The sequence below is a fragment of the Microbispora sp. H10885 genome (assembly GCF_014161415.1).
In the GTDB taxonomy this organism is placed as follows: Bacteria; Actinomycetota; Actinomycetes; order Streptosporangiales; family Streptosporangiaceae; genus Microbispora; species Microbispora triticiradicis.
This window is the reverse complement of the sequence record NZ_JABBWY010000006.1, coordinates 327,582-351,291: the sequence shown is the minus strand read 5'-3', so window position 1 is coordinate 351,291 and position 23,710 is coordinate 327,582. Positions and strand designations below refer to the sequence as shown.

19 protein-coding genes and 3 pseudogenes are annotated in these 23,710 nt (G+C 72.0%); 15 read left to right on the top strand and 7 right to left on the bottom strand.

Annotated features, from left to right (window positions below; genetic code table 11):
• Positions 1-6 precede the first annotated feature (6 nt).
• Entirely contained in the window at positions 7-711 is a 705-nt protein-coding gene (locus HHX37_RS18235) for a class I SAM-dependent methyltransferase (protein ID WP_182886165.1), read from the top strand.
• Positions 712-720: 9 nt separating this feature from the next.
• Here HHX37_RS18235 and HHX37_RS18230 read toward each other — a convergent pair.
• Positions 721-932 (bottom strand): annotated as a pseudogene (locus tag HHX37_RS18230) (IS5/IS1182 family transposase); the annotation flags it as partial.
• Between the two features lie 5 nt (positions 933-937).
• On the opposite strand from HHX37_RS18230, the pseudogene HHX37_RS18225 reads away from it, so the two are divergent.
• Positions 938-1,129: pseudogene (locus tag HHX37_RS18225) on the top strand (transposase family protein); the annotation flags it as partial.
• Between the two features lie 293 nt (positions 1,130-1,422).
• Positions 1,423-2,715 carry a hypothetical protein gene (locus HHX37_RS18220; protein ID WP_182886164.1) on the top strand — a complete coding sequence of 431 codons (1,293 nt, stop codon included), beginning with the start codon at positions 1,423-1,425 and terminating at the stop codon, positions 2,713-2,715.
• A 92-nt stretch (positions 2,716-2,807) separates the two neighbouring features.
• Here the strand turns inward: HHX37_RS18220 and HHX37_RS18215 are convergent.
• Positions 2,808-3,218 (bottom strand): annotated as a pseudogene (locus tag HHX37_RS18215) (transposase).
• Between the two features lie 317 nt (positions 3,219-3,535).
• Here HHX37_RS18215 and HHX37_RS18210 point away from each other — a divergent pair.
• Positions 3,536-5,851, top strand: coding sequence for a hypothetical protein (locus HHX37_RS18210; RefSeq protein WP_182886163.1), 2,316 nt, complete (start codon positions 3,536-3,538; stop codon positions 5,849-5,851).
• Here the strand turns inward: HHX37_RS18210 and HHX37_RS18205 are convergent.
• Both HHX37_RS18205 and HHX37_RS18200 read right to left on the bottom strand, forming a co-directional pair.
• Positions 5,818-6,552, bottom strand: coding sequence for a WbqC family protein (locus HHX37_RS18205; protein WP_182880710.1), 735 nt, complete (start codon positions 6,550-6,552; stop codon positions 5,818-5,820). The two genes, HHX37_RS18210 and HHX37_RS18205, sit on opposite strands and share 34 nt — an antisense overlap.
• A complete protein-coding gene (locus HHX37_RS18200) occupies positions 6,549-7,523 on the bottom strand; it encodes a glycosyltransferase family 2 protein (protein ID WP_182880709.1) in 975 nt (324 codons plus the stop codon). Before HHX37_RS18200 ends, HHX37_RS18205 begins: the two co-directional genes overlap by 4 nt.
• Positions 7,524-7,766: 243 nt before the next feature.
• Here HHX37_RS18200 and HHX37_RS18195 point away from each other — a divergent pair, with 243 nt between their 5' ends.
• Genes HHX37_RS18195 through HHX37_RS18180 form a run of 4 tightly spaced genes read left to right on the top strand, consistent with a single transcriptional unit; the run spans position 7,767 to position 11,651 of the window.
• Entirely contained in the window at positions 7,767-8,282 is a 516-nt protein-coding gene (locus tag HHX37_RS18195) for a GNAT family N-acetyltransferase (RefSeq protein ID WP_182880708.1), read from the top strand.
• Between the two features lie 37 nt (positions 8,283-8,319).
• On the top strand, positions 8,320-9,387 hold the full coding sequence (locus HHX37_RS18190) for a glucose-1-phosphate thymidylyltransferase (protein ID WP_182886162.1): 1,068 nt from the start codon (positions 8,320-8,322) through the stop codon (positions 9,385-9,387).
• Positions 9,384-10,361: a dTDP-glucose 4,6-dehydratase gene (gene rfbB / locus HHX37_RS18185; protein WP_182886161.1), complete on the top strand. Its 978-nt coding sequence runs from the start codon at positions 9,384-9,386 to the stop codon at positions 10,359-10,361. The genes HHX37_RS18190 and rfbB overlap by 4 nt, the downstream gene beginning before the upstream one ends.
• A gap of 33 nt (positions 10,362-10,394) precedes the next feature.
• Entirely contained in the window at positions 10,395-11,651 is a 1,257-nt protein-coding gene (locus tag HHX37_RS18180; protein WP_182880705.1) for a nucleotide sugar dehydrogenase, read from the top strand.
• 65 nt (positions 11,652-11,716) lie between these two features.
• Here HHX37_RS18180 and HHX37_RS18175 read toward each other — a convergent pair whose 3' ends face one another.
• Positions 11,717-12,544 carry a peptidoglycan recognition family protein gene (locus HHX37_RS18175; RefSeq protein ID WP_259406538.1) on the bottom strand — a complete coding sequence of 276 codons (828 nt, stop codon included), beginning with the start codon at positions 12,542-12,544 and terminating at the stop codon, positions 11,717-11,719.
• Positions 12,545-13,057: 513 nt separating this feature from the next.
• On the opposite strand from HHX37_RS18175, the gene HHX37_RS18170 reads away from it, so the two are divergent.
• The 7 genes from HHX37_RS18170 to HHX37_RS18140 all read left to right on the top strand — a co-directional run bounded on the left by HHX37_RS18170 (position 13,058) and on the right by HHX37_RS18140 (position 23,066).
• Positions 13,058-14,428: an MFS transporter gene (locus HHX37_RS18170; RefSeq protein WP_182886160.1), complete on the top strand. Its 1,371-nt coding sequence runs from the start codon at positions 13,058-13,060 to the stop codon at positions 14,426-14,428.
• 291 nt (positions 14,429-14,719) lie between these two features.
• Positions 14,720-16,864: a molybdopterin oxidoreductase family protein gene (locus HHX37_RS18165; protein ID WP_259406579.1), complete on the top strand. Its 2,145-nt coding sequence runs from the start codon at positions 14,720-14,722 to the stop codon at positions 16,862-16,864.
• Positions 16,861-18,261 carry an FAD-dependent oxidoreductase gene (locus tag HHX37_RS18160; protein ID WP_182880702.1) on the top strand — a complete coding sequence of 467 codons (1,401 nt, stop codon included), beginning with the start codon at positions 16,861-16,863 and terminating at the stop codon, positions 18,259-18,261. Before HHX37_RS18165 ends, HHX37_RS18160 begins: the two co-directional genes overlap by 4 nt.
• A 14-nt stretch (positions 18,262-18,275) precedes the next feature.
• A complete protein-coding gene (nirB, locus tag HHX37_RS18155) occupies positions 18,276-20,729 on the top strand; it encodes a nitrite reductase large subunit NirB (RefSeq protein ID WP_182886158.1) in 2,454 nt (817 codons plus the stop codon).
• Complete coding sequence (gene nirD, locus HHX37_RS18150) at positions 20,726-21,082, top strand: nitrite reductase small subunit NirD (RefSeq protein WP_117410607.1); 357 nt, start codon at positions 20,726-20,728, stop codon at positions 21,080-21,082. The genes nirB and nirD overlap by 4 nt, the downstream gene beginning before the upstream one ends.
• Complete coding sequence (locus HHX37_RS18145) at positions 21,079-22,242, top strand: uroporphyrinogen-III synthase (protein WP_182880700.1); 1,164 nt, start codon at positions 21,079-21,081, stop codon at positions 22,240-22,242. The genes nirD and HHX37_RS18145 overlap by 4 nt, the downstream gene beginning before the upstream one ends.
• A 110-nt stretch (positions 22,243-22,352) precedes the next feature.
• Positions 22,353-23,066, top strand: a complete 714-nt coding sequence (locus HHX37_RS18140) for a sirohydrochlorin chelatase (protein WP_117410605.1) — start codon at positions 22,353-22,355, stop codon at positions 23,064-23,066.
• A 14-nt stretch (positions 23,067-23,080) separates the two neighbouring features.
• Here HHX37_RS18140 and HHX37_RS37785 read toward each other — a convergent pair whose 3' ends face one another.
• Both HHX37_RS37785 and HHX37_RS37780 read right to left on the bottom strand, forming a co-directional pair.
• Positions 23,081-23,410, bottom strand: coding sequence for a plasmid mobilization protein (locus tag HHX37_RS37785; protein WP_182886157.1), 330 nt, complete (start codon positions 23,408-23,410; stop codon positions 23,081-23,083).
• Complete coding sequence (locus HHX37_RS37780) at positions 23,407-23,559, bottom strand: hypothetical protein (RefSeq protein WP_182886156.1); 153 nt, start codon at positions 23,557-23,559, stop codon at positions 23,407-23,409. Before HHX37_RS37780 ends, HHX37_RS37785 begins: the two co-directional genes overlap by 4 nt.
• Positions 23,560-23,710 lie beyond the last annotated feature (151 nt).

The window sequence follows — 23,710 nt, the reverse complement described above, 5'->3', positions numbered from 1 at the left end:
CTGCTCATGGAGGCCACTGACATCCGCCGTACGGTCGAGCTGGAGGACCGGCACTGGTGGTATCGGGAGCGGCGCGCCATGCTCGCCCGGGAGCTACGGCGGCTCGGGCCGCCCGGCAGGGCGCTCGACATCGGCGCCGCGGGCGGCGGCAACACCCGCGTGCTGGTCGAGCACGGGTGGGACGCGCTGGCGGCCGACTACTCCGAGACCGCGGTCGAGCTGGCCGTACGGCGGGGCCTGCGGGCGATCCACGCCGACGCGTGCGACCTGCCGCTGCCTGACGAGTCCTTCGGCCTCGTGCTCGCGTTCGACGTGCTGGAACACATCGAGGACGACCACACGGCCGCCCGCGAGCTGGTGCGGGTGCTGCGGCCGGGCGGCCGGGCGCTGATCACGGTCCCGTGCGACATGGCCCTGTGGTCGGCGCACGACGTGGCGTCCTTCCACTTCCGCCGGTACGCCCGGGAGGAGCTGGCCGCGCTGCTGCGCGGGGCAGGGCTGGTCGTCGACCGCATGTGGAGCTGGAACGTGCTGATGCGGCCGATCGTGGCCTGGCGCAGGAAGCGCATCGGCGGCTCCGACGTCACGGACGTGCCGCGCCTGGTCAACCTGGGGCTGGGCGCCGTGGTCGCGGCGGAGAGATATCTGCCCGTCAAATCGCTTCCGGGGGTCACCCTGGTCGTGCGGGCGCACCGTCCCGCGTCTTTCTGAGACGACGACTCATTTGGTGAGTCGGCGGTAGCAAATGAGGGCTGCGACGAAGGACGCGAAGTGGTCGGCCCGGCGTTCGTAGCGGCGGTGTAATCGTCGGCAGCTGGCAGCCAGGAGACGGTCCTTTCCACGACTCGACGGTGCCGTCCACGCCTGTGGCTGGATTCGATCCCCTGGCGGGCGATGCGCGGGACGATGCCACGGCCGCGCAGGAAGGCGCGTCTACAAGCCTGCCTCCCAGAAGCACGCCAACCGCTCCCACGCCAAGCTCCGCGGCCCTGACGAACGCGCAAACTCCCATCTCAAAAGCTGGCGCATCCTGCGCAAGCTCCGCTGCTGTCCGAACAAGGCCGGCCGCCTGGTCAAGGCCATCGCCGTCCTACAGAACCACCGCATAGCTCAGGCCGCGCGAGGATGAAATGAGTTCCTTGATGGGCAAGCGAGTCACGGTCTTAGGCATGGCCGGATGCGGACATTATCCGGTAATCGTCCTTTTCGCGAGGTTCCGGATGCCGTGAATTCGTGTGCCCAGGTGGTGGGCCAGATCACCTGCCCCTACCCCTGACAATCGGATGGTCGGATCCGGGCATTCGGGCGGTGAACAATAAGCATTTACCATCGCCGACCGTAAGGGTCAAGCTATTGATCGGTCTTTATTAGCATGAAATACCGGGGTTTGTCACCGTAATTCGCCCAAGGAGGATCAACCCGGTGAGTAACCCCCCCAGCACCTTGAAACTCTCACGATTCCGCCACCTCGCCGTGGCGACGGGAATCGTGCTCGCCGCCGCCGGCATGGGCACCGCCCAGGCCGCCAGCGCGCCCGATCCGATCAAGCCCCGGACCACCGGGGCCGTCGAGCACACCGGAGCGGTCCCCGGCGGCTACGCCTCCTGGAAGGATCTGCTGCTCGACCAGCAGAAGATGATCACGGCCGCCGACCGCATCACCGCCCTGGGCGGCAGCGGCTACGCCGGCGTCATCGCCGCGCCGGAGAACCGTGAACTGCGCGTGTACTGGAAGGGCAAGCCCCCCAGGCAGGTCAACGAACTGGTGGGCCAGTTGCGGCGCGACGTGGGAATCAACGTCCTACCGGCGAAGTACTCGGCGCGTGAGCTGCAGCGGGAGGCGGACCGCCTCATCCGCGCCAACAGCAGCACACTCACCTCCATCACGGCACTGCAGGACGGCTCGGGCCTGGCGGCCTCCAGCGCCGTCATCGACGCGGCCCGCACCGCGATCGCCGACGCGGCGGTGCCGGTCAGCATCGAGCACGGCGTCAAGCCCGAACTGGCCACCCGCTGGAACGACAGTCCGCCGTGGTATGGCGGCGGCGCTTGGCGCAACGCCAGCACCGGTGGCGCCTGCTCGACCGGCTTCGCCGTGACTTACCAGGGCCTTCTCGAACCCGGCCCCGAGAAGAAGATACTGTCCGCCGGCCACTGCGCGGTGAACGGCCAGACCGCGACCGACCCGACCAATCAGGTCATCGGCAACGTCACGCACGACGACAACAGCCGCGACGTGCTGCTCATCGGCACCAGCGCTGGCGGCCGGGTCTTCAACAACCCGATCGACTCGCAAGGGCTCGCGATCGTGACCACCGAGTTCAGCAACCCCGTGATCGGCACCGCCACCTCGGTCGTCGGCACCTACCTCTGCGCCTCCGGCGCCTACTCCGGCACCAACTGCAACATCCGGACCACGCAGGTCAACGTCACCATCAGCGTTGGCTACATCATCACCGGCCTCGTCCGCGCCGAGCAGCAGAACATGGTCAACGCGGTGGGGCAGGGCGACAGCGGCGGCCCCGTTGAATACGTGAACCCGAGCAACACCACCCAGGTGTACGCGGCCGGTGTGGTCACGGCCATCGACACCAGCGCCTCGGTGACGTGCACCGGTTACGTGACCACCGGCCGTATCTGCTCCTGGCGCATGTACTACAGCCCGTGGAGCAACGCGACCGCGGCGTTCCCCGGCATCGCCATCATCCCCGGATGATCGACGAAATCTCGAATGATCTGATTTCAGTGATCAGGGGCCGGCGCTCTGGATGCCGACCCCTTTTCGTCGCCCGCCGCGTAAGAGGTGACTCATTTGGCCAGGCGGCGGTAGCAAATGAGGGCGGCGGCGATGGCGACGAAGGAAGCGAAGTGGTCGGCCTGGCGCTCGTAACGGCGGTGGAGCCCTTGTCTCCGTGCAGCTTCCCGGGCCGGCGGCGACGTGGCCCGCGGCGGGAGCGGATCGGCGGGATGCCGCGCACCAGCGGCTCCAACCCCTGACTGTCATGGGTCGGTGAAGCGGCGGTGCACGGTCTGCCACGAGGCACCGAAGACCGGTGGGAGCTGACGCCACGCGCAGCCGGTGGTGGCCACGTACACGATCGCCGCGAGAATCAGACGATCGTCGACCCGCCGCCGTCCCCCGCCCTGCGGCCGAGTCGGAGGGGGCGGCACCACCCGCTGGAATAGCTCCCACAGCTCGTCGGGGACCAACCGCTGCATGAAAGCATCCACGACCCATCCAACGATCAACCGCCGAACGAGTCACGGTCTGAGGCGATTCTCCATTCCCGCGTTCTCCGGCCGTAGCGCGGGACGCCGCAAAAGAATGTCAAGGACTCGGCCCGGAGCGAGGTCGCGGGCGAATTCGCGATGCCGCCGCCGCGAGAATCGCACGCATGGCTGACACCTCGCCTCGGAAAATCCCCGCGAAAGGCCCGTCCCTTTCGGATGAGAGAACGCTGGTCCATTCGGCTGCGGGAGGCGCGGCCGGGGGAGGCCCGCGGACCCGGAGCCCCCTGAAATCGCCGCAGGAATTCATGGCCGACGCGCCGCCTGACGACGCGCCGGCGAACGGCGCAGCGGCGCGGCGGACGCTGGTGAGATGGGCGCCGGCCCTCGTGGTGCTCGCGCTGACGGCGGCCGCGCTGAGCCGCTACGGCGTCCGCGTCTCCGACACGGCCCGTTTCTGCGGCTACGTCGTCGTCTGTCTCGCGATCCCGGGAACGCTGCTGGTCCGGGCCCTCTACCGGGGTGACCGCTCCCGGGGCGAGGAGGTCGCGCTCGGGCTGGCGCTCGGATACGCGCTGGAGGTGTTCGCCTACGTCGCGGCCAGGGCCGTGGGGGCGCCGCTGCTCGTCCTCGCCTGGCCGGTCGCGACGTACGCGGCCTTCCTCCTCGTGCCCCGCCTGCGGCGGTACTGGAGAAGCGACCCCGCCACGGCCCGGTCGCCGATCTGGTGGTCCTGGTCGCTGGCCCTCGTCGTCGCCTACCTGGTGGTCTGGAGCGCGGTCAACTTCTTCCGCACGCAGGCCCTCGCCTGGCCGGCGCTCGGGGCGTCGTACCCCGACATGCCCCTCCACCTGGCGTTCATCGGCGAGCTGCGGCACCACGTGCCCCCGACGATGCCGATCGTCGCCGGGGAGCCCCTGCCGTACCACTGGTTCGTGTACGCCCACTACGCGGCGGCGAGCTGGGTGACCGGCGTGGAGCCGCTGGTCCTGCTGTTCCGCCTCGGCATGCTGCCGATGATCGCCGCGCTCGTGGTCCTGCTGGGCCTGGCCGCCCGGCGCGTGATCGGGTCGCGGGCCGGAGCCCTGGCCGCCCTGGCCGCCGTCTTCCTCGTCGCGGCGCCGAACCTCTACATCGGCCCGGTCGGCGGGGCGCTGGTCTGGAAACCGGTCCAGTCCTGGTCGAGCCCCACGCAGACCTTCGGCGCGCTGCTGTTCGTCCCGGTCTTCCTCCTGCTGAGCGATCTGCTGGAGAACTGGCGGCCGCTGGAGAACGGGCGGCGGAGCCCGCGCGAGTGGCTCCTGCTCGGGATCTTCCTGGCCGCCGTCATGGGGGCCAAGGCGACGTACCTGCCCCTGCTCACGGCGGGCCTGGCGGCGGTGGCCGTCGCCGGGACGGTGCGGCGCCGCCGCCCGGACGGCCCGGCCCTGGTCGCGCTGGGCATGAGCGCGGCCTGCCTGCTCTTCGCCCAGTTCGTCCTGTACGGCGGGGTGCGCGGGGGAACGACGGCCGCCCCGCTGTCCCTGATGCGCGTGACGTGGGGCGGCGTGACCGGCGAGGGGAAGCCGCTCGCGGGGCCGGTGGCCACGGTCCTCGGGCTCACCCTCCTGTGCGTCCTGTCCGGAGCCGTCGCCTGGTGCGGGACGCTCGGCCTGCTCACCCGGCCCCGGGTGCTCGCTCGGCCCGCCGTCGTGCTGACCCTCGGCATGAGCCTGGCCGGGCTGGGCGTGGCGCTCTGGTTCGGGCATCCCGGCCTGTCGGAGATCTACTTCCTCCAGGCGCCCTATCCCTATCTGGCGATCGTCTCGGTCTACGGGCTCGTCACCGTCCTGCGCGGGTCGGGGACGTCGCCGCTGTCCGTCGTGTGCGCCGCCGGCGCCGGAGCCGTCGCCGCCTACTGCATCCGGATCCTGTGCGACGTACGGGTCCCGCTGCCCGACGGAGAGCCGCTCGGCGTGCTCGCCCTGCCGTACGCCGCCCTGCTGGTCTTCGTGGCGCTGACGGCGGTCGCGCTGGCCGCCGCGCGGCGCGCCGCGCTGCCCCCGTTGGCTCTCACGCTCGTGGTGACCTCGGCGTTCGCCGCGCCGGCCGCCTGGTTCACCCGGGTCCTTCCGGTGACGTACAAGGCCCCGGTGGTCGCGGCGGAGGACGCCGACCGCGCGGTGCGGGCCCAGGCGATGCCGCGGGGCATCGTCACCGCCGCGCGGTGGCTGCGTGACCATTCCCGCCCCGGCGACCTCGTCGCGACGAACCTGCACTGCCGTCTCGGCGTCGACGGCCCCTGCGACAGCCGCGCGGCCTGGGTGTCGGCGCTGACCGAGCGGCGGGTGCTCGTCGAGGGATGGGCGTACGCGACGGCGAACCTGGACCGGTGGAGTCCGGGTCGGGTGCTCTGGTACCAGCCGTTCTGGGACCGCGAGCGGCTCCGGGCGAACGAGGCGCTGTTCGCCGCGCCCTCGGCGCGGGCGGCCCGATCGCTGCGGGAACGACACGGGGTGCGCTGGCTGTTCGTTGACGAGCGGCTGACGGTCCCCGGCGCGAGGCTCGGAGACGTCGCCGCCGCGCGGTTCCGCTCCGGGGACTTCGCCGTCTACGAGATCGCCGGCCCGGCCGCTGGGCGCTGAGCATCGTTGAGATGCCGGGCGCTCTTGAGATACCGGGCGGCGGCGGGCCCGGTGTTGAAGATCAGGTCGAGCACGCTGACGTGGTGGTCGAACGGCGGGTGCGCCTGCGGATACTCCGGATAGCCGGAGTAGTCGAACCACCGGACCCCGATCCCGGCCCGGTCGAAGAGGCCCTCGTCCAGGTAGGCGCGGGCGGCCGGGCCGGTGAGGTACTCGTCGGCGCCCGCCTTGCGGCACAGGTCCACGAGCCGCTCGGTCCTGGCGCCCGACGCGGCGTAGTCCTCGGCGCGGGTCAGGTGCGCCGGGATGCCGAGCACGCCCAGCAGCCCTTCGAGGAAGTGCCGGTTGATGTCCGACAGCCGGTCGTGGCGGCAGCCGAGGTAGAGCCGTTCGATCGCCGGCGCGACCGCCTCGAAGCAGGGGGCCTTGCGGTAGGTCTGCGCGAGCAGGAGCCAGTGCGCGCGGGGCCAGTCCGGGTCGCTCGCGACCACCTCGTTGATCAGGCGGCCGCGCGGGCCCCGCCGTACCGGGACGGACAGCCACTTCGGACCGGCGGCCGTCTTGACCAGGTTGCGGTTGCGCCAGTCCCTGTCGGTGTACTGCACGTCGTCGAACAGGATGAACTCGTCGACGTGGGCGATCAGGTCGAAGTACCCCTTCCAGGGGATGTAGTTCGACTGCACGACGGCGACCCGCTTCACGCGCTCCACCCCTCCGGGCCGCCCGTCACCGTCATCGGCTGCGCCGCGCCGCTCTCGGCCCGGCTGCGGACGATGTAGGTGGGGCGTCCCATCCTCTCGACGTGGATCCTGCCGAGATACTCCCCGATGATGCCGAGCGCGATCATCTGGGCGGACGCGAACAACGCGATCATCGACGCGGTCGAGGTGAAGCCCTTGACGGTGCTGTCGCCCGACCAGTACGTCCAGAGGAAGACCGTCAGCAGGACGATGCCGAACGCTCCGGTCAGCAGGCCGAAATAGGTCACCAGGCGCAGCGGGAGCGTGCTGTAGCCGACGAACACGCCGATCGCGTGGCGCACGAGCATCGCGGGCGTGTAGTTGGAGCGGCCGGCGTGCCGGCTGTCCATCCGCACCGGTACGGTGCCGACCCGGGTGGTCGCCCACGAGAAGGCGATGTCGATCTGCGTGTGCGGGCCCCCGACGCCGTCAAGCGACTCCCGCAGAAAACTCCGGAAGGCGCGGAACGCGGAGATGTCCGCGCCGTTTTCCGCCCCGAACCGCCCGGAAAGACTACATTTCAGGGATTTGGAGGCGAAATCGCGAATTCGTCCGTGCGTCCCGCCGGTCGGCACGCCGTACACGATGTCGAGGCCGGGCTCCAGGCCCGCCAGGAGTCGGGGGATCTCCTCCGGCGGATGCTGCAGGTCGTCGTCCATCGTCACCATGACCTCGTAGCGCGCGCAGCGGATGCCCGCGACCAGGGCGTTGTGCTGCCCGTAGTTGCGGGCCAGCAGCACGGCGCGGACGCTGCCGTGCCGCTCGGCGAGGCCCTGGGCCACCTCCCACGTGTCGTCGGGCGAGCCGTCCACGACGAGCACGACCTCGAAGAGGTCCGCGGCGGCGGGCAGAACGGCGAGAAGGCGTTCCACCAGGGGCGGCAGCGTCCGGGCGGATCGGTAGCAGGGGATCACAACGGATACGTTGGTCATGGCGTCATTGTGATGAGCGGCTACCGGCCTCCTCGTGCCGCACATCCGAATTTGCGGGATATTGAGAAATCCGATCCGCACCTTTCACGCTCGTTCGCAATGTGGCCCGCCGGCTTCGCGTGGGTCCGCGCATAGCATTGGCGACTGGCGGGCGGCCGGATGCGATTCCCGCGGCCCCGCCCGGGAGAAAAGGCGCCGGACATTCCGTTCCTTCCGCGCGGCTCCCGTATGTGAGGGGAGATCATGGACGTCACATTGAGGCCGGTCCGCGAGGCGGACCTCGACGTTTTCGAAGCGGAACGGGCGACGCCCGAGGCGCGGGGCGAGTTCCAGTGGTACGGATACCGCCACTCCGGCGCGCTGCGCCGGCGGTTCGCGGACGACGGCCTGCTCGGCGACGACTACGGGCGGCTCGCCGTCGACTCCGGCGGGGACACCGCCGGGTGGGTCGCCTGGTGGAAGACGGCCTGGGGACCCGAGACCACGTGCTGGTGCTGGACGATCGGGATCTGCGTCTTCACCGGCTACCGCAACCGCGGCATCGGCACCGAGGCGCAGCGCCTGCTGGCGGACTACCTGTTCGCGCACACCCGGGCCGAGCGCCTCCAGTGCTTCGCCGACGTGGCCAACATCGGCGAGCAGCGCGCGGTGGAGAAGATCGGGTTCACCCGTGAGGGCGTCCTGCGGCGGGCCCAGTGGCGCGACGGCGGCTGGCACGACCAGGTCCTCTACTCGCTGCTCCGCGGTGAGCCGCGATGAGCCGCCCACGGGGTGTCGCGGAAGGACGCGGACAGCGGTGAAGGCACTCGTCCTGGCGGGCGGCAAGGGCACGAGGCTGCGCCCGCTGACCCACACCTCCGCCAAGCAGCTCGTCCCCGTCGCCAACAAGCCCGTGCTCTTCTACGGGCTGGAGGCGATCAGGGACGCCGGCATCACCGACGTGGGGATCATCGTCGGCGACACGGGCCGGGAGGTCCGCGCGGCCGTCGGCGACGGCTCCGCGTTCGGGCTCGACGTCACCTACATCCCCCAGGAGGCGCCGCTCGGGCTGGCGCACTGCGTCCTCATCGCGCGCGAGTTTCTGGCCGGCGAGCCGTTCGTCATGTACCTGGGCGACAACTTCCTGGTCGGCGGCATCCGCGGCCTGGTCGACGCCTTCCGCGCCGAGGAGTGCGACGCCCGCATCCTGCTCACCCGGGTGGCCGAGCCGCAGTTCTACGGAGTGGCCGAACTCGGCCCGGACGGGGAGATCGTCGCGCTGGAGGAGAAGCCCGAGCACCCGCGCAGCGACCTCGCGATCGTCGGGGTCTACACGTTCTCGCCCGCGATCCACGAGGCCGTCCGCGCGATCGGGCCGTCCGCGCGCGGCGAGCTGGAGATCACCGACGCGATCAAGTGGCTCATCGACGGCGGGCACCGCGTGCGGTCCCACTTCGTCACCGGCTACTGGCGCGACACCGGCCGCCTGCAGGACATGCTGGAGTGCAACCGCATCGTGCTCGAGGCGGTCGAGCCCGGCGTCGCGGGGACCGTGGACGGGCTGTCGGAGGTGACCGGGCGGGTGGTGATCGCCCCCGGCGCCGTGGTGGAGGGCTCGGTCATCCGCGGCCCGGTGGTGATCGGCGCCGACTCCAAGATCATCGGTTCGTACGTCGGGCCGTACACCTCGATCGGCGAGGGCTGCGTGATCGAGGACGCCGAGGTGGACTACAGCATCGTGCTGGCCGACTCGGCCATCCGGGGCGTCCGGGGCATGACCCACTCGCTGATCGGCCGCAACGCGGAGGTCACGAAGGCGACCGGGGTGCCCAACGCCTACCAGCTCATGATCGGAGACCACAGCAAGGTGCAGGTGCGCGCGTGAAGATCCTCGTCGCCGGCGCGGCCGGCTTCATCGGCTCCCACTACGTCCGCTCGCTGCTGTCGGGCGCCTACCCCGGGTACGAGGACGCCCGGGTCACGGTGCTGGACAAGCTCACCTACGCCGGCAACCCGGCCAACCTCGCCCCGGTGGAGACCCGCCCCGCCTTCACGTTCGCGCGCGGCGACGTCTGCGACGCGGCGCTGCTGCGCGAGCTGGTCCCCGGGCACGACGTGGTCGTGAACTTCGCCGCCGAGACCCACGTCGACCGGTCGATCAGCGGCGCGGGCGACTTCGTGACGACCAACGTGCTGGGCACGCAGCGGCTGCTGCAGGCCGCTCTGGAGGCGGGCGTGCGCACGTTCGTCCAGGTGTCCACCGACGAGGTGTACGGCTCGGTCGACGAGGGGACGTGGACGGAGGCGGAGCCGTTGCTGCCGAACTCGCCCTACTCGGCCGCCAAGGCCGGGGCCGACCTGCTCTGCCGCGCCTACCACCGCACGTACGGGATGGACGTCCGGGTGACCAGGTGCTCCAACAACTACGGGCCGTACCAGTATCCGGAGAAGGTCGTCCCGCTGTTCGTCACCAACCTGATCGACGGGCGTCCCGTGCCGTTGTACGGCGACGGCGGCAACGTGCGGGAGTGGCTGCACGTGGACGACCACTGCCGGGGCGTCCAGCTCGTGCTGGACAAGGGTGAGCCCGGCGAGGTCTACAACATCGGCGGCGGCGTCGAGCTGAGCAACCTCGATCTCACCCGCCGGATCCTCGACGCCTTCGGCGCCGGATGGGAGATGGTCGAGCACGTACCCGACCGGCCGGGGCACGACCGGCGGTACGCGCTCGACAGCGGAAAGATCCGGGCCATCGGCTACGAGCCCCTGACGGGGTTCGACGAAGGGCTCGCGGACGTCGTGCGCTGGTATCGGGACCACCAGGACTGGTGGCGCCCGCTCGTGAACCGCCGCGGCTGAGACATCGTAACTGCCAGGGGACGGGGGTCCTTCATGGAGAAACTGGTCGTGGTGGGGCAGGGGTACGTCGGCCTGCCGCTTGCGGTCCGCGCGGTGCGGGCCGGGTTCGACGTGGTGGGCGTCGAGGTTGACGAGCTGCGGGTCAAGCGGCTCAACGCCGGTCAGTCGTACGTCGAGGACGTCGGCGACGACGCGCTCGCCGCCGCCCACGGGACGGGCCGCTACCGGGCCAGCGCGGACTACGCCGACGCCGACGGCTTCGACGTCTGTGTGATCACCGTGCCGACGCCGCTGACCGACGGCGTGCCCGATCTCAGCCACATCGCGTCGGCCGGCCGGTCGCTCGCCCCATATCTGCGGCCGGGCGCGACCGTGGTGCTGGAGTCGACCACCTATCCGGGGACGACGGAGGAGTACCTGCGCCCGATCCTGGAGGAGGGGTCGGGCCTGCGCGCTCCCGGCGACTTCCACCTCGGCTACAGCCCGGAGCGGATCGACCCCGGCAACGCGCGGTGGCGCCTGGAGAACACGCCGAAGGTCGTCTCCGGCCTCGACGACGCCGCCCTCGCGCGGGTCCGCGCCTTCTACGAGACCGTCGTCGAGCGCGTCGTCCCCGTGTCCTCGCCGCAGGTGGCCGAGTTGTGCAAGCTCCTGGAGAACACCTTCAGGCACGTCAACATCGCCCTGGTCAACGAGCTGTCGGTCTTCGCCAGGCAGCTCGGCATCGACGTGTGGGAGGCCATCGACGCCGCCTCGTCCAAGCCGTTCGGCTACATGCGCTTCACCCCGGGGCCGGGGGTCGGCGGCCACTGCCTGCCGATCGACCCGTCGTACCTGTCCTGGAAGGTCAAGCGCAGTCTGGGGCACAACTTCCGGTTCGTGGAGCTGGCCAACGACGTCAACGACCACATGCCCGCGCACGTCGTCGACCGGCTGGTGCTGGCGCTGAACGACCGGCGCAAGGCCGTGAACGGCAGCCGCGTCCTCCTGCTCGGCCTGTCGTACAAGAAGAACACCGGCGACTGCCGCGAGTCTCCCGCGCTGGAGGTGGCGAGGCTCCTGCGCAGGCTGGGCGCGCGGGTGTACGCGGCGGATCCGCACGTCGACCTCGCGTTCGTGGCCGAGGGGGTGGCGATCGCCGAGCCGTCGGCGCGGGAGGCGGCCGCGGCCGACGCCGTCGTGATCCTCACCGACCACGACTGCTTCGACTACGAGATGATCCGGCGCGAGAGCGCCTTCGTCCTCGACACCCGCAACCGCTGCCGGGGACCCAACGTCGAGCGGCTCTGACGCGGCGCCTCCGCTCCCGGCCCGCGCCACGAGAGCGGGCCGGGAGGCCGGGGCGGCGGCGCCGGTCAGAGGACGCGGGGGTGCCGGGTCAGGTCGTGCGGGCCGACTGCCGGGCCGTGCTCGAACGACAGGTCGCCGACGAGCGCCACACCCTCGCCGTGGGCGTCGGGGGAGCCGTCCGGCAGCGTCGGCCACGGCGGCGCGGCAGCGATGCGGCGGGGCGCCCGGCCGCCCAGACGGCGCGCCACGTCGGCCCGCAGCTGCGGCAGGTACGCGTAGAGGCGGTCCCCCGGGCAGGCGGTCCGGTTGAGATCGCGGTGGCCGACGATCGCCACGCGCGGGTCGAGCTCGTACGCGTCGCACAGCCAGGCCAGCAGCGAGGTCAGCGCGGCCAGCTGCCGGGCGGGCGGCAGGCAGGAGGTGTAGGTTCCCTCCGTCTCGACGCCCAGCGTGTGGTCGTTGTGGTCGGCCGCCTGCGCCCCCAGCACGTGCCTGCCCGCCTCGACGGCCGGCAGCGAGCGGTTGCGGCCCTCCATGACGTAGCCGCCCCGGCTGACCGTGAACTGCTCGCCGATGTCCTCCCAGCCGTTGCGCCGCATGTGGTAGCGCTGGATCGCCCGGGACAGCCGGAAGGCCGCCTCCAGGTCTGTCGCGCCGGTGTTCGCCGTCGCCGTGTGGTGGACGACGAGCCGGTCGGGGACCCGGTCGAGCACCTCGGCCTTGCTCGCGGGCGGGTCGGCCCGCCACTCCGAGCGGGTGTACACGCGCGGGCGCCGGGGGCTGCGGGCCGCCAGGGCGGGCCCGGCCAGTGAGGTGATCCCGCCCTGGGCGGACAGCAGCGCCACGGACAGGTACGCCGACGACAGGAACGCGCGACGCGAGATCGCTGGCAAACGTCCTCCCGGGTGGGCGCGGGCCCACGCGGGCCCGCATCAGGCGGGAGGCGGCTTCGGTATCCCCGTCCGCCACCGCGGATATTCCTGCCGCCGGGAAACCGGTCACATGTCAACCGAAATGTCTGTGCCATCCCGGTGGCGGAAACGGCGCACCCCGGTCACGAAACGGCAGTCCCGTGATCACGGGAATGTCGTGAAATGACCACACGAGGTGCTCGGTCGCGGGAGCGCTGACCTTCGTGACGGCGTGCGACCGGCCCGCGCGCGGAGCCGGGCGGCACGGGTGCGGGCGGCGACACGCGGCCTTAACGCGGACTCCCGCGCGGGCGACCGGTCGTTAACGCGGTGTTGCGTCCGTTATGCCTGTGGATTGCATGTTTCCGGGGTGCGGCACATGTAACGACCGCACGATCACACATCGTCAAGGTGCGTAACGACCCCTTCCTAGCGTCGGTACCGGTTCCCAGCTGAGAAAGACGCCCCCAGCTGACACGAGACGCAGGAGGAACGATGACCGTGACGCAGGCGGCGAACACGGCTACCGGCGAACCCGGGAAGGGCCGGTGGATCGGTGACTGGCGACCGGACGATCCCGCGTTCTGGGAGGGCACCGGGAAGAAGACGGCCCGGCGCAATCTGGTGTTCTCGATCCTGGCCGAGCACCTGGGCTTCACGCTGTGGACCGTCTGGAGCATCGTCGCCGTCAAGCTCGGCGCCTACAAGTTCTCCACCGACCAGCTGTTCTGGATCGTCTCCCTGCCCAACCTCATCGGCTCCGCGCTGCGCATCCCGTACACCTTCGCCCCCGCGCGGTTCGGCGGGCGCAACTGGACGGTGGTCAGCGCGCTGCTGCTGCTGGTGCCGGCGGTGCTGCTGGCGGTCGCGGTGAACGACCCGGGCACGCCCTACTGGGCGTTCCTCGCCATCGCGGCGACGGCCGGGCTCGGCGGTGGCAACTTCGCCTCCAGCATGGCCAACATCACCTACTTCTACCCGCAGAGCAGGCAGGGCGCGGCCCTCGGCCTGAACGCCGCGGGCGGCAACATCGGCGTCAGCTCGGTGCAGCTGCTGATGCCGCTGGTCATCGGGGGCTTCGGGCTCGCCGCGGCCGGACTGTTCTGGGTGCCGTTCATCCTGCTCGCCGCCGCCGGCGCGTACTTCTTCATGAACAACCTCACCTCCGCCAAGGCCGAACCGAGGGAGATGGCCAAGGCGGCCGGCCGGGCCCAGACGTGGATCATGTCGCTCCTCTACATCGGCACGTTCGGCTCGTTCATCGGCTACTCGACGGCCTTCCCGCTGCTGATCAAGTCGCAGTTCGCCGACCACGCCTCGATGGTCTCGCTGGCGTTCCTCGGCCCGCTGGTCGGCTCGGTCATCCGGCCCGTCGGCGGATGGCTGTCGGACCGCCTCGGCGGGGCCGCCGTCACGTTCTGGAACTTCGCCGCGATGACCGGCGCGGTGCTCCTCGTGTGGCAGGCCATGTCCGCCCACAACTTCGCGCTGTTCTTCGTGGCCTTCATGCTGCTGATCGGCACCGCCGGCGTCGGCAACGGCTCCACGTACCGGATGATCCCGGCCATCTTCCGCGCCAAGGCCGTCGCGGGCGTCGAGCCCGGCACGCCGGAGTTCGAGGAGGCGCTGCGCACCGGCAAGCGCGACGCGTCGGCGGCCATCGGCTTCATCTCCGCGATCGGCGCGTTCGGCGGCTTCTTCATCAACCGCGGGTTCGGCAGCTCCATCGCCGCCACCGGCGGTGCGGGAGCGGCGCTGGCGGCCTTCGCCGGCTTCTACGCCCTGTGCTTCGCCGTCACCTGGTTCTGCTACATGCGGACCCTCGGCGCGAAGGCGGCCCCCAGTCTGGCGGCGGCCCGCGTCTGAGCCGGCCGGTCCGAGCCGGCCGGTCCGAGCGGGCCCGTCTGAGCAGGGTCCGGACCCCACCCCCCCCGCGGGCGCCCGTGCGGCGCCCGCTCTTTTCCGCCGTACGTCTCACCGGCGGCGAAAGCACAAGTGAGCTCCGGAGACGACGAGGTCTCTCACCACGCCGCGATCGCCGAAGTTAGCGCGGTTGGCGCCTTGTAGCACAGCGGTAACAGAAGGGACCCAGCGGTGAAACCGCCTGTACCCACCATCGGATCCATGCCGATCTCACTGCACGCTCCAGGTCCTGTGATGTCACAGGTCCACGGGGACACCACAGTGGGCTCGGCCACGCACTGCCCCTACTGCGCCCTGCAGTGCGGCATGTACGTCGCCAACGGCGAGATCACTCCAAGAGAGGACATCCCGGCCAACTCCGGCGGCCTGTGCCAGAAGGGCTGGACGGCGGCCGAACTGCTGACCTCACCCGAACGGATCACCACCCCGCTGCTCCACGGGAAGCCGGTGACCTGGGAGGAGGCGCTCGACTACACCGCCGGCCGCCTCCGGGCCATCCGGGCCGAGCACGGGCCGGACGCCGTGGCGGTCTTCGGCGGCGGCGGGCTGACCAACGAGAAGGCCTACCAGCTCGGCAAGTTCGCCCGGGTGGCGCTGCGAACCAGCCAGATCGACTACAACGGCAGGTTCTGCATGTCCTCGGCGGCGGCCGCCGTCAACCGCGCCTTCGGGATGGACCGCGGCCTGCCGTTCCCCATCACCGACATCGGCCGGGCGGACGCGGTGCTGCTCGCCGGGGGGAACGTCGCCGAGACCATGCCCCCCTTCGTGCGGCACCTGACCGCGATGCGGTCGAGGGGCGGCCGGCTCGTCGTGATCGACCCCCGCCTCACGCAGACCGCCCGGCTGGCCGACCTGCACCTGCAGGCCACCCCCGGCACCGACCTCGCGCTGGCGCTGGGCCTGCTGCACATCGCGGTCGCCGAGGGCCACGCCGACCTCGGCTACCTCGCCGCGCGCACCACCGGCTTCGAGGCCGTGCGCGCCTCCGTGTCGGCCTGGTGGCCCGAGCGGGTGGAGCGCGTCACCGGCGTCCCCGTCGCCCAGATGCGCGAGGCCGTACGCATCCTCGGCGAGGCCGGGCGCGCGATGATCCTGACCGGCCGGGGCGCGGAACAGCACGCCAAGGGCACCGACACCGTCACCGCCTTCGTCAACCTGGCGCTCACCCTCGGCCTGCCGGGCCGGGAGGGCTCCGGGTACGGCTGCGTGACCGGTCAGGGCAACGGCCAGGGCGGCCGGGAGCACGGCCAGAAGGCCGACCAGCTCCCCGGCTACCGGAAGATCGACGACCCGGCGGCGCGGGCGCACGTCGCGGCCGTCTGGGGGGTCGACCCCGCCGACCTGCCCGGACCTGGCAGGTCGGCGTACGAACTGCTCGACGCGCTCGGCACTCCGGAGGGGCCGAGGGCGCTGCTGCTGTTCGGTTCCAACCCCGTCGTCTCCGCGCCGCGCGCCGGGCACGTGACGGAGCGGCTGGCCGCGCTGGACCTGCTCGTCGTCGCCGACTTCGTGCTGTCGGAGACCGCGGCGATGGCCGACGTCGTGCTCCCCACGACCCAGTGGGCCGAGGAGTCGGGCACGATGACCAACCTGGAGGGCCGGGTGCTGCTGCGCCGCCAGGCCGCGGCGCCGCCGCCGGGCGCGCGCAGCGACCTGCGGATCCTCGGCGGGCTCGCCGAGCGGCTCGGCTGCGGCGAGAAGTTCCCCGCCGACCCGCGCACGGTCTTCGACGAGCTGCGCCGGGCCTCCGCCGGAGGTATCGCCGACTACTCCGGCATCACCTACGAGCGGATCGCGGCCGAGACCGGCGTGTTCTGGCCCTGCCCCGCCACCGAGACCGCGCCCGAGACCGCGCCCGAGACAGGGGCCGAGACAGGGACAGGGACCGAGGCCGGGCCCCACCCGGGGACGCCGCGGCCCTTCCTGGACCGCTTCGCCACCCCGGACGGACGGGCCCGCATGGTGCCGGTGGACCACCGCCCGCCCGCCGAGGACGTGGACGAGGAGTTCCCCCTCTACCTGACCTCCGGGCGGGTGCTGGCCCACTACCAGTCGGGGGCGCAGACGCGCCGCATCCGGTCGCTCAACCAGGTCGCGCCGGAGGTCTTCGTGGAGGTGCACCCCGACCTCGCCGAACGGCTGAACGTCGCGCCCGGCGACCGCGTGCGGGTGCGCAGCCGCCGGGGCGCCGCCGAGGCGGTGGCCCGCGTCAACGCCTCGATCCGGCCCGACACGGTGTTCATGCCGTTCCACTGGGAGGGCGTCAACCTGCTCACCAACCCGGCGCTCGACCCGATGTCGCGGATGCCGGAGTTCAAGGTCTGCGCCGCGACTCTCGAACGGTGCACCGGCGAGGACATGGAGTGTGACGCGTGAGGCTCGTCGTGGTGGGGAACGGCATGGCCGGCGCGCGTCTCGTGAGCGAGGTGCGCGCCCGGGACCGGCACGTCAAGATCACCGTGTTCGGCGCCGAGGCCTGGCAGCCGTACAACCGGGTGCTGCTGTCGAACGTGGTGGCGGGCACGTCGCGGCCGGACCAGGTCCGGCTGCTCGGCCCCCGCTGGCACGCCGAGCACAACGTCACCGCGCACCTCGGCGTCGAGGTCACCGCGATCGACCGGGACGCCCGGACCGTCGTCGCGGCCGACGGGACGCGCGAGCCGTACGACGTGCTCGTGCTGGCCACGGGCAGCGAGCCGGTGATCCCGGCGATCCCCGGCGTGGAGCGGGCGACCGCGTTCCGCACGCTGGACGACTGCGACCGCATCAGGGAGGCCGCCGCGAGCGCGCGCAGCGCGGTCGTGATCGGCGGCGGGCTGCTCGGCATCGAGGCCGCGCGCGGGCTGGCCGGCCGGGGTGTCCCGGTGACGCTGCTGCACGTGCGCGACCACCTGATGGAGCGCCAGCTCGACGCGGAGGCCGGGCTCATCCTCCGCGAGACGCTCGGCTCGCTCGGCGTCGCCATCCGCACCGGCGTCACCGTGACCGCTGTGCGGGAGCGGCACGTGGAGCTGGCGGGAGAGGAACTGGTCGACGCCGACCTGGTGGTGGTCGCCTGCGGCGTGCGCCCGGTCGTCGGCCTCGCCCGCGACGCGGGGCTGGAGGTCGAGCGCGGCGTCGTCGTCGACGACGAGCTGCGCACGGACGACCCGTCGATCTTCGCGATCGGCGAGTGCGCGCAGCACGCGGGCCGGGTCTACGGCCTGGTGGCGCCGGCCTGGGAGCAGGCGTCGGTGCTCGCCGACCTGCTGACCGGGGCTGACAAGGGCGCCCGCTACCGGGGCTCGCGGCTGGTCACCCGCCTGAAGGCCAAGAGCGTCGAGCTCGCGGCGATGGGGGAGACCCACCTGACGGACGAGGAGGCGGAGATCGTCCGCTTCTCCCACCGGCACAAGGGCACCTACCGCAAGCTCGTCATCCGCGACGGCCGGCTGGTCGGCGCGATCCTGCTGGGCGAGACCTCCGCCGTGGGCACGCTCACCCAGCTGTTCGACCGAGGCGGGCCGCTCCCGGGCGACCGGACCGGCCTGCTGTTCCCCGGCGTGGGCGCCGCGGCGACGGCCGACAACCCGACCCGGATGCCGGACTCGGCCCGGGTCTGCCAGTGCAACAACGTGACGAAGGGCCAGATCAGGGCGTGCTGGGAGTCCGGCGCGCGTGACGTGGAGGCCGTAGCCGCCGCCACGAGGGCCACCACCGGGTGCGGCGGCTGCCGCGACGCGGTCGAGGGCATCGTCGGCTGGTTGTGTGAGCAGGAAGGCGTGAGCGCATGAAGGTACGTCAGCGCATGAGACTCGTCGTGGCGGGACACGGACCGACCGCGCACCGTCTGATCGAGACGCTCGTGGAGCGGGGCTTCGACGGGACGATCACGGTATTCGGGGAGGAGCCCCGCCCGGCCTACGACCGGGTCGCGCTCACCTCCTATCTCAGCGGCAAGAGCGTGGACGACCTCACCTACCGGGTGCCGGACGGCGTGAGCCTGCGGACCGGCGTGAAGGTCGTCGGCGTCGACCGCGCCGCCCGCACCGTCGCCACCGACGCCGGCTACTCCGAGCCGTACGACGTGCTGGTGCTGGCCACCGGGTCGGCGCCGTTCGTGCCGCCGGTGCCGGGCAGGGACCTGCCGGGCTGCTTCGTCTACCGCACGATCGACGACCTGGACGCCATCAGGGAGGCGTCGCAGGACGCCCGCGCCGGCGTGGTCATCGGCGGCGGCCTGCTCGGCCTGGAGGCGGCCGACGCCCTGCGCGGGCTCGGGCTGGAGACGCACGTCGTCGAGATGAGCGGCTGGCTGATGCCCCGCCAGGTGGACGAGGGCGGTGGCTCGGTGCTGCGTAACCACATCGAGGCGCTCGGGCTCACCGTCCACACCGGCGCCGGGGTCCGGTCGATCGAGGCCGGGCCGGACGGCCGGGTGGCCGCGCTGGTCAGGCCGGACGGCGAGGCCGTCGACGCCCAGGTCGTCGTCTTCTCCGCCGGGGTGCGGCCGCGCGACGAGCTCGCGCGGGACTGCGGCCTGGAGGTCGGCGAGCGCGGCGGCATCGTGGTGGACGAGGGCATGCGCACCTCCGACGAGCACATCTACGCGATCGGCGAGTGCGCGCTGGCCGCCGGGATGGTCTACGGCCTGGTCGCGCCGTGCTTCGCCCAGGCCGAGGTGGCCGCCGACCGGATCCTGCTCGGCTCGGCCGCCTTCACCGGCGCCGACATGTCCACCAAGCTCAAGCTGCTCGGCGTCGAGGTGGCGCAGTTCGGGGCCATGTCGGGCGCGCTCGACGTCACCTACATGGACCCGGTCGCCGGCGTCTACAAGCGCCTGTTCGTCAGCGACGACGCCACGACCCTGCTCGGCGGCATCTGCGTCGGCGACGCCGGGCCGTACAACGCGCTGCGGCCCTTCGTCGGCAGGCCACTGCCCGGCGCGCCGAGCGACCTGCTGTTCGCGGGCGCGGGCACCACGTCGACGGACCTGCCGGACGACGCCCAGGTCTGCTCCTGCAACAACGTCACCAAGGGGAAGATCTGCGCGGCCATCGCCGACAAGGGCCTGACCGACGTGCAGGGCATCAAGGACTGCACCCGGGCCGGCACCACCTGCGGCAGCTGCGTGCCGATGCTCAAGCAGATCCTGGTGAAGTCGGGCGTCGACGTCGGCAAGGCGCTGTGCGAGCACTTCGCCCACAGCCGGGCCGAGCTGTTCGACATCGTGAGCGTGCGGGGGATCACCACGTTCTCCCAGCTCATCGCCGAACACGGGACGGGCCGCGGCTGCGACATCTGCAAGCCGGTGGTCGCCTCGATCCTCGCGTCCCTCGGCCGCGGCCACATCCTCGACGGCGAGCAGGCCACGCTGCAGGACACCAACGACCACTTCCTCGCCAACATCCAGAAGAACGGGACCTACTCGGTGGTCCCGCGCATCCCGGGCGGCGAGATCACTCCGGACAAGCTCATCGTGATCGGCGAGGTGGCCCGCGACTTCGGGCTCTACACGAAGATCACCGGCGGGCAGCGCATCGACCTGCTCGGGGCCCGGGTCGAGCAGCTGCCCGCCATCTGGCGCCGTCTCGTGGAAGCCGGCTTCGAGTCCGGGCACGCGTACGGCAAGGCCCTGCGCACGGTGAAGTCGTGCGTCGGGTCCACCTGGTGCCGGTACGGCGTGCAGGACTCGGTCGGCCTGGCCATCGCGCTGGAGCTGCGCTACCGCGGGCTGCGCTCGCCGCACAAGCTCAAGTCGGCCGTCTCCGGATGCGCCCGCGAGTGCGCCGAGGCCAGGTCGAAGGACTTCGGCATCATCGCCACCGAGCAGGGCTGGAACCTGTACGTCGGCGGCAACGGCGGCTTCAAGCCCCGCCACGCCGACCTGCTGGCCGCCGACCTGTCGACCGACGACCTGGTCAAGACCATCGACCGGTTCCTGATGTTCTACATCCGCACCGCCGACCGGCTGCAGCGCACCGCCGCGTGGCTGGAGGGCCTGGACGGCGGTCTCGGCTACCTCCGTGAGGTGATCATGGAGGACTCGCTCGGCATCTGCGCCGACCTCGACGCGCAGATGGAGCGGCACGTGGCCACGTACGTCGACGAGTGGCGCGCCGCCATCGAGGACCCCGACAAGCTGCGGCGCTTCGTCAGCTTCGTGAACGCCCCGGGCATCCCCGACCCCTCGATCTCCTTCGAGACCGAACGCGACCAGATCAAGCCGGTGCTGATTCCTCTGGAGGCAGTGCGCTCATGACCATCCTCAACGAGACGGCGACCCGTACCGACCGCTGGACCCCGGTCTGCTCCTACACCGACCTGCTCCCCGAGCGCGGCGCGGCCGTGCTGGTCGGCACCCGGCAGGTCGCGGTGTTCCGCACGTTCGACGGAGCCCTGTACGCCCTGGGCAACTTCGACCCCTTCAGCGGGGCCTACGTGCTGAGCCGGGGCATCGTCGGCACCAGGGGCGGCGAGCCGACCGTGGCCTCGCCCATGCACAAGCAGGTGTTCTCACTGGTCACCGGCGTGTGCGTGGACGACCCGGGCGTCGCCGTGCCGACCTATCCCATTCGTGTGACGGACGGAACCGTGGAGGTGAGCGTGGTATGACCACGCTGCTTGAGGAGGCCCCGATGACCCTGGAGACGGCGCCGGACGCGCTGGCCGGGTTCACGATCGGGGTGACGGCGACCCGCCGCAGCGAGGAGCTCTCGGCGCTCCTGGAACGGCGGGGCGCCCGGGTGGTGCGGGCGCCCGCGATCCGCATCGTGCCGCTGGCGGAGGACACCGGGCTGCTCGCCGCGACCAGGGCCTGCCTGGAGGCGCCGGTCGACGACGTGGTTGTCACCACGGGTGTGGGGTTCCGCGGCTGGATGGCGGCGGCGGAGGGCTGGGGCCTGTCCACCGACCTCAACGCCCACCTGGCCGGCGCCCGGCTGCTGGCCCGCGGCCCCAAGGCGAGGGGAGCGGTGCGGGCGGCCGGGCTGGCGGACTACTGGACGCCGGGCACCGAGTCGTGCGAGGAGGTCAAGGAGTACCTGCTCGCGCAGGACCTGCAGGGCCGCCGCATCGCCGTGCAGTTGCACGGCGAGCCGCTGGACGGCTTCGTCGCCGCGCTGCGCGAGGCGGGGGCGGACGTCATCGAGGTGCCCGTCTATCGCTGGCTGCCCTACCGCGACACCTCGCCGCTGCGCCGCCTGATCAGCCAGGCCATCACCGGCTCGGTGGACGCGGTCGCCTTCACCAGCGCGCCCGCCGTGCTGGCCATGCTGGGCGCCGCCCGCGCCGACGGGCTGGAGGACGCCCTGCTCGCCGCGTTCGACACCCGGGTGGTCGCGGCCTGCGTCGGGCCGGTCACGGCCGGGCCGCTGACCCAGCGGGGCGTACGGGTCGTCCAGCCCGATCGGGCCCGCCTGGGCGCGCTCGCCCGGACCCTCGCCCGGCACCTGCCGGAGAGCGGGGTCACCCGGCTCGTCGCGGGCGGCCACGAGCTGGAGATCCGCGGCCACGCCGTGGTGGTCGACGGCACCCTCAAGCCGCTGCCGCCCGCCCCGATGGCCGTGCTCAAGCGGCTCGCCGAGCGCCCCGGGCACGTGGTGGGCCGGGCCGACCTGCGGGTGGTGCTGCCCGGCGGGCCCTCCCGCGACTCGGCCGAGCACGCAGTCGAGATGGCGATCACCCGGCTGCGCCGGGCGCTCGGCCCTTCCGGCATCGTCGAGACCGTCGTCAAGCGCGGCTACCGCCTCGCCTGCGGCCGCGACGACCGGTGACGCCGCCGATGCGGTGAGACGGCCCGTGTGAGGCGGCTCGCGAGGTGAGGCGGCTCGGTGGCGGGAACGACGACGGAGGCTCTCGAAGCCTCGGGGCGGAGGAGAGCGAGATGGAGACCCCAACCCTGGTGATGGCGGCGCACGGGGCGCGCAGCGGGCACTGGGAGTCGGTGATGGAGTCGCTCGCTGCGCGGGTGCGCCGGGCCCGGCCCGGCGCGGGGGTGGAGCTGGCGTTCCTGGAGATCAGCTCGCCGCTGCTCGCCGACGTGCTGGCGGGGACGCCGGGACCGGTCGTCGTGGTCCCGATGCTCCTCGCCGGGGGATACCACGCCCACATCGACCTGCCGGCCGTCGTCGCCCGCACCCGGCCCGACGCGGTCGTCGCCGGGCAGCTCGGCCCGCACCCGCTGCTGACCTCGGTGCTGGCGCGCCGTCTGGCCGCCGCCGGCCTGCGGCCCTGCGACGCCGTCATCCTGGGCGCGGCCGGGTCGTCCGACCCCGCCGCCCTGGACGACGTCCGCGCCGCCGCGCGCCTGCTGTCCGTACGGCTGTCGCGTCCCGTCACCGCCGCCTTCGCCTCGTCCGGCACCCCCACGGTCGCAGAGGCGATGGAACGGGCCAGGTCGGGCCTCGCGCCCCGGGTCGCCGTCGCGTCCTACCTGCTCGCGCCCGGCTTCTTCCACGACCGCCTGACCGGCGCCGGGGCCGACCTCGTCAGCGCGCCCCTCGGCGTGGACGACGACCTCGCCGCCCTGGTCTGGACCCGCTTCGACGAGGCCCTCGCCCGCCGCCACCCCACCGGCCTGCCCGCCCTCGCGGGCTAGGGTCCGGGCGTGCGTCAGGCGGCGTGGTCACGGAGGTAGCGGGCGAAGGCCTCCCGGGCCAGTTGTGACACGGTCTTTCCCTCCCGTTCTGCCAGCTCTTTGGCGGCGGCCTTCTCCTCGGGACTGAGACGGAACGTCACCTGCGGCGAGCGCGTTCCAGGGGCCGTGAGAGAGGGGCGGCCCACCGTGCGCCGCACATGCTCCACCGCGGCGTCCACGTACGCCTGGTCGATCCGGTTGCCTCGCCGGTCGTAGACCTCCTCGGCCTGGAGGTCGACGTCCGACTCGTCGTCCAGACCGAGCTCGATGTCGTCCGGGGGCCAGGGGCCGGTGTACTCGGTCACGGCTTTCTCCTCAGTGCGGCCGGCATCGCATGGATGACCAGCAGGTGCTTCTCGGTCAGCACGGCGATCACCTCCAGTTCCGGTCCGCGGTCGTCCGGCCCGGCCCAGTGCCACTGCTCGTCCAGACCGGCACGGGGCGGCGGCACCACCCGGGGCGGTCCGCCTCGGTTTTGTACGTCGCGATCGCGGTCGGAGTGGCCGTGGGATCAGGAGTACTTCCCGATCGTGGGCGGCTTGGCTGGTGTGCGGTATGAGCTGGTCTTTCAACCGAGCGGTTGACGGACGCCTCCTGCGCGGCCT

Bases quoted from the DNA above. Each gene is read 5' to 3' on its own strand.
- HHX37_RS18235 (WP_182886165.1), top strand. From the start codon at position 7: ATGGAGGCCACTGACATCCGCCGTACGGTCGAGCTGGAGGACCGGCAC.
- HHX37_RS18210 (WP_182886163.1), top strand. From the start codon at position 3,536: ATGGCCGACGCGCCGCCTGACGACGCGCCGGCGAACGGCGCAGCGGCG.
- HHX37_RS18200 (WP_182880709.1), bottom strand. From the start codon at position 7,523: ATGACCAACGTATCCGTTGTGATCCCCTGCTACCGATCCGCCCGGACG.
- HHX37_RS18195 (WP_182880708.1), top strand. From the start codon at position 7,767: ATGGACGTCACATTGAGGCCGGTCCGCGAGGCGGACCTCGACGTTTTC.
- HHX37_RS18180 (WP_182880705.1), top strand. From the start codon at position 10,395: ATGGAGAAACTGGTCGTGGTGGGGCAGGGGTACGTCGGCCTGCCGCTT.
- HHX37_RS18170 (WP_182886160.1), top strand. From the start codon at position 13,058: ATGACCGTGACGCAGGCGGCGAACACGGCTACCGGCGAACCCGGGAAG.
- HHX37_RS18165 (WP_259406579.1), top strand. From the start codon at position 14,720: ATGTCACAGGTCCACGGGGACACCACAGTGGGCTCGGCCACGCACTGC.
- nirB (WP_182886158.1), top strand. From the start codon at position 18,276: ATGAGACTCGTCGTGGCGGGACACGGACCGACCGCGCACCGTCTGATC.
- nirD (WP_117410607.1), top strand. From the start codon at position 20,726: ATGACCATCCTCAACGAGACGGCGACCCGTACCGACCGCTGGACCCCG.
- HHX37_RS18145 (WP_182880700.1), top strand. From the start codon at position 21,079: ATGACCACGCTGCTTGAGGAGGCCCCGATGACCCTGGAGACGGCGCCG.
- HHX37_RS18140 (WP_117410605.1), top strand. From the start codon at position 22,353: ATGGAGACCCCAACCCTGGTGATGGCGGCGCACGGGGCGCGCAGCGGG.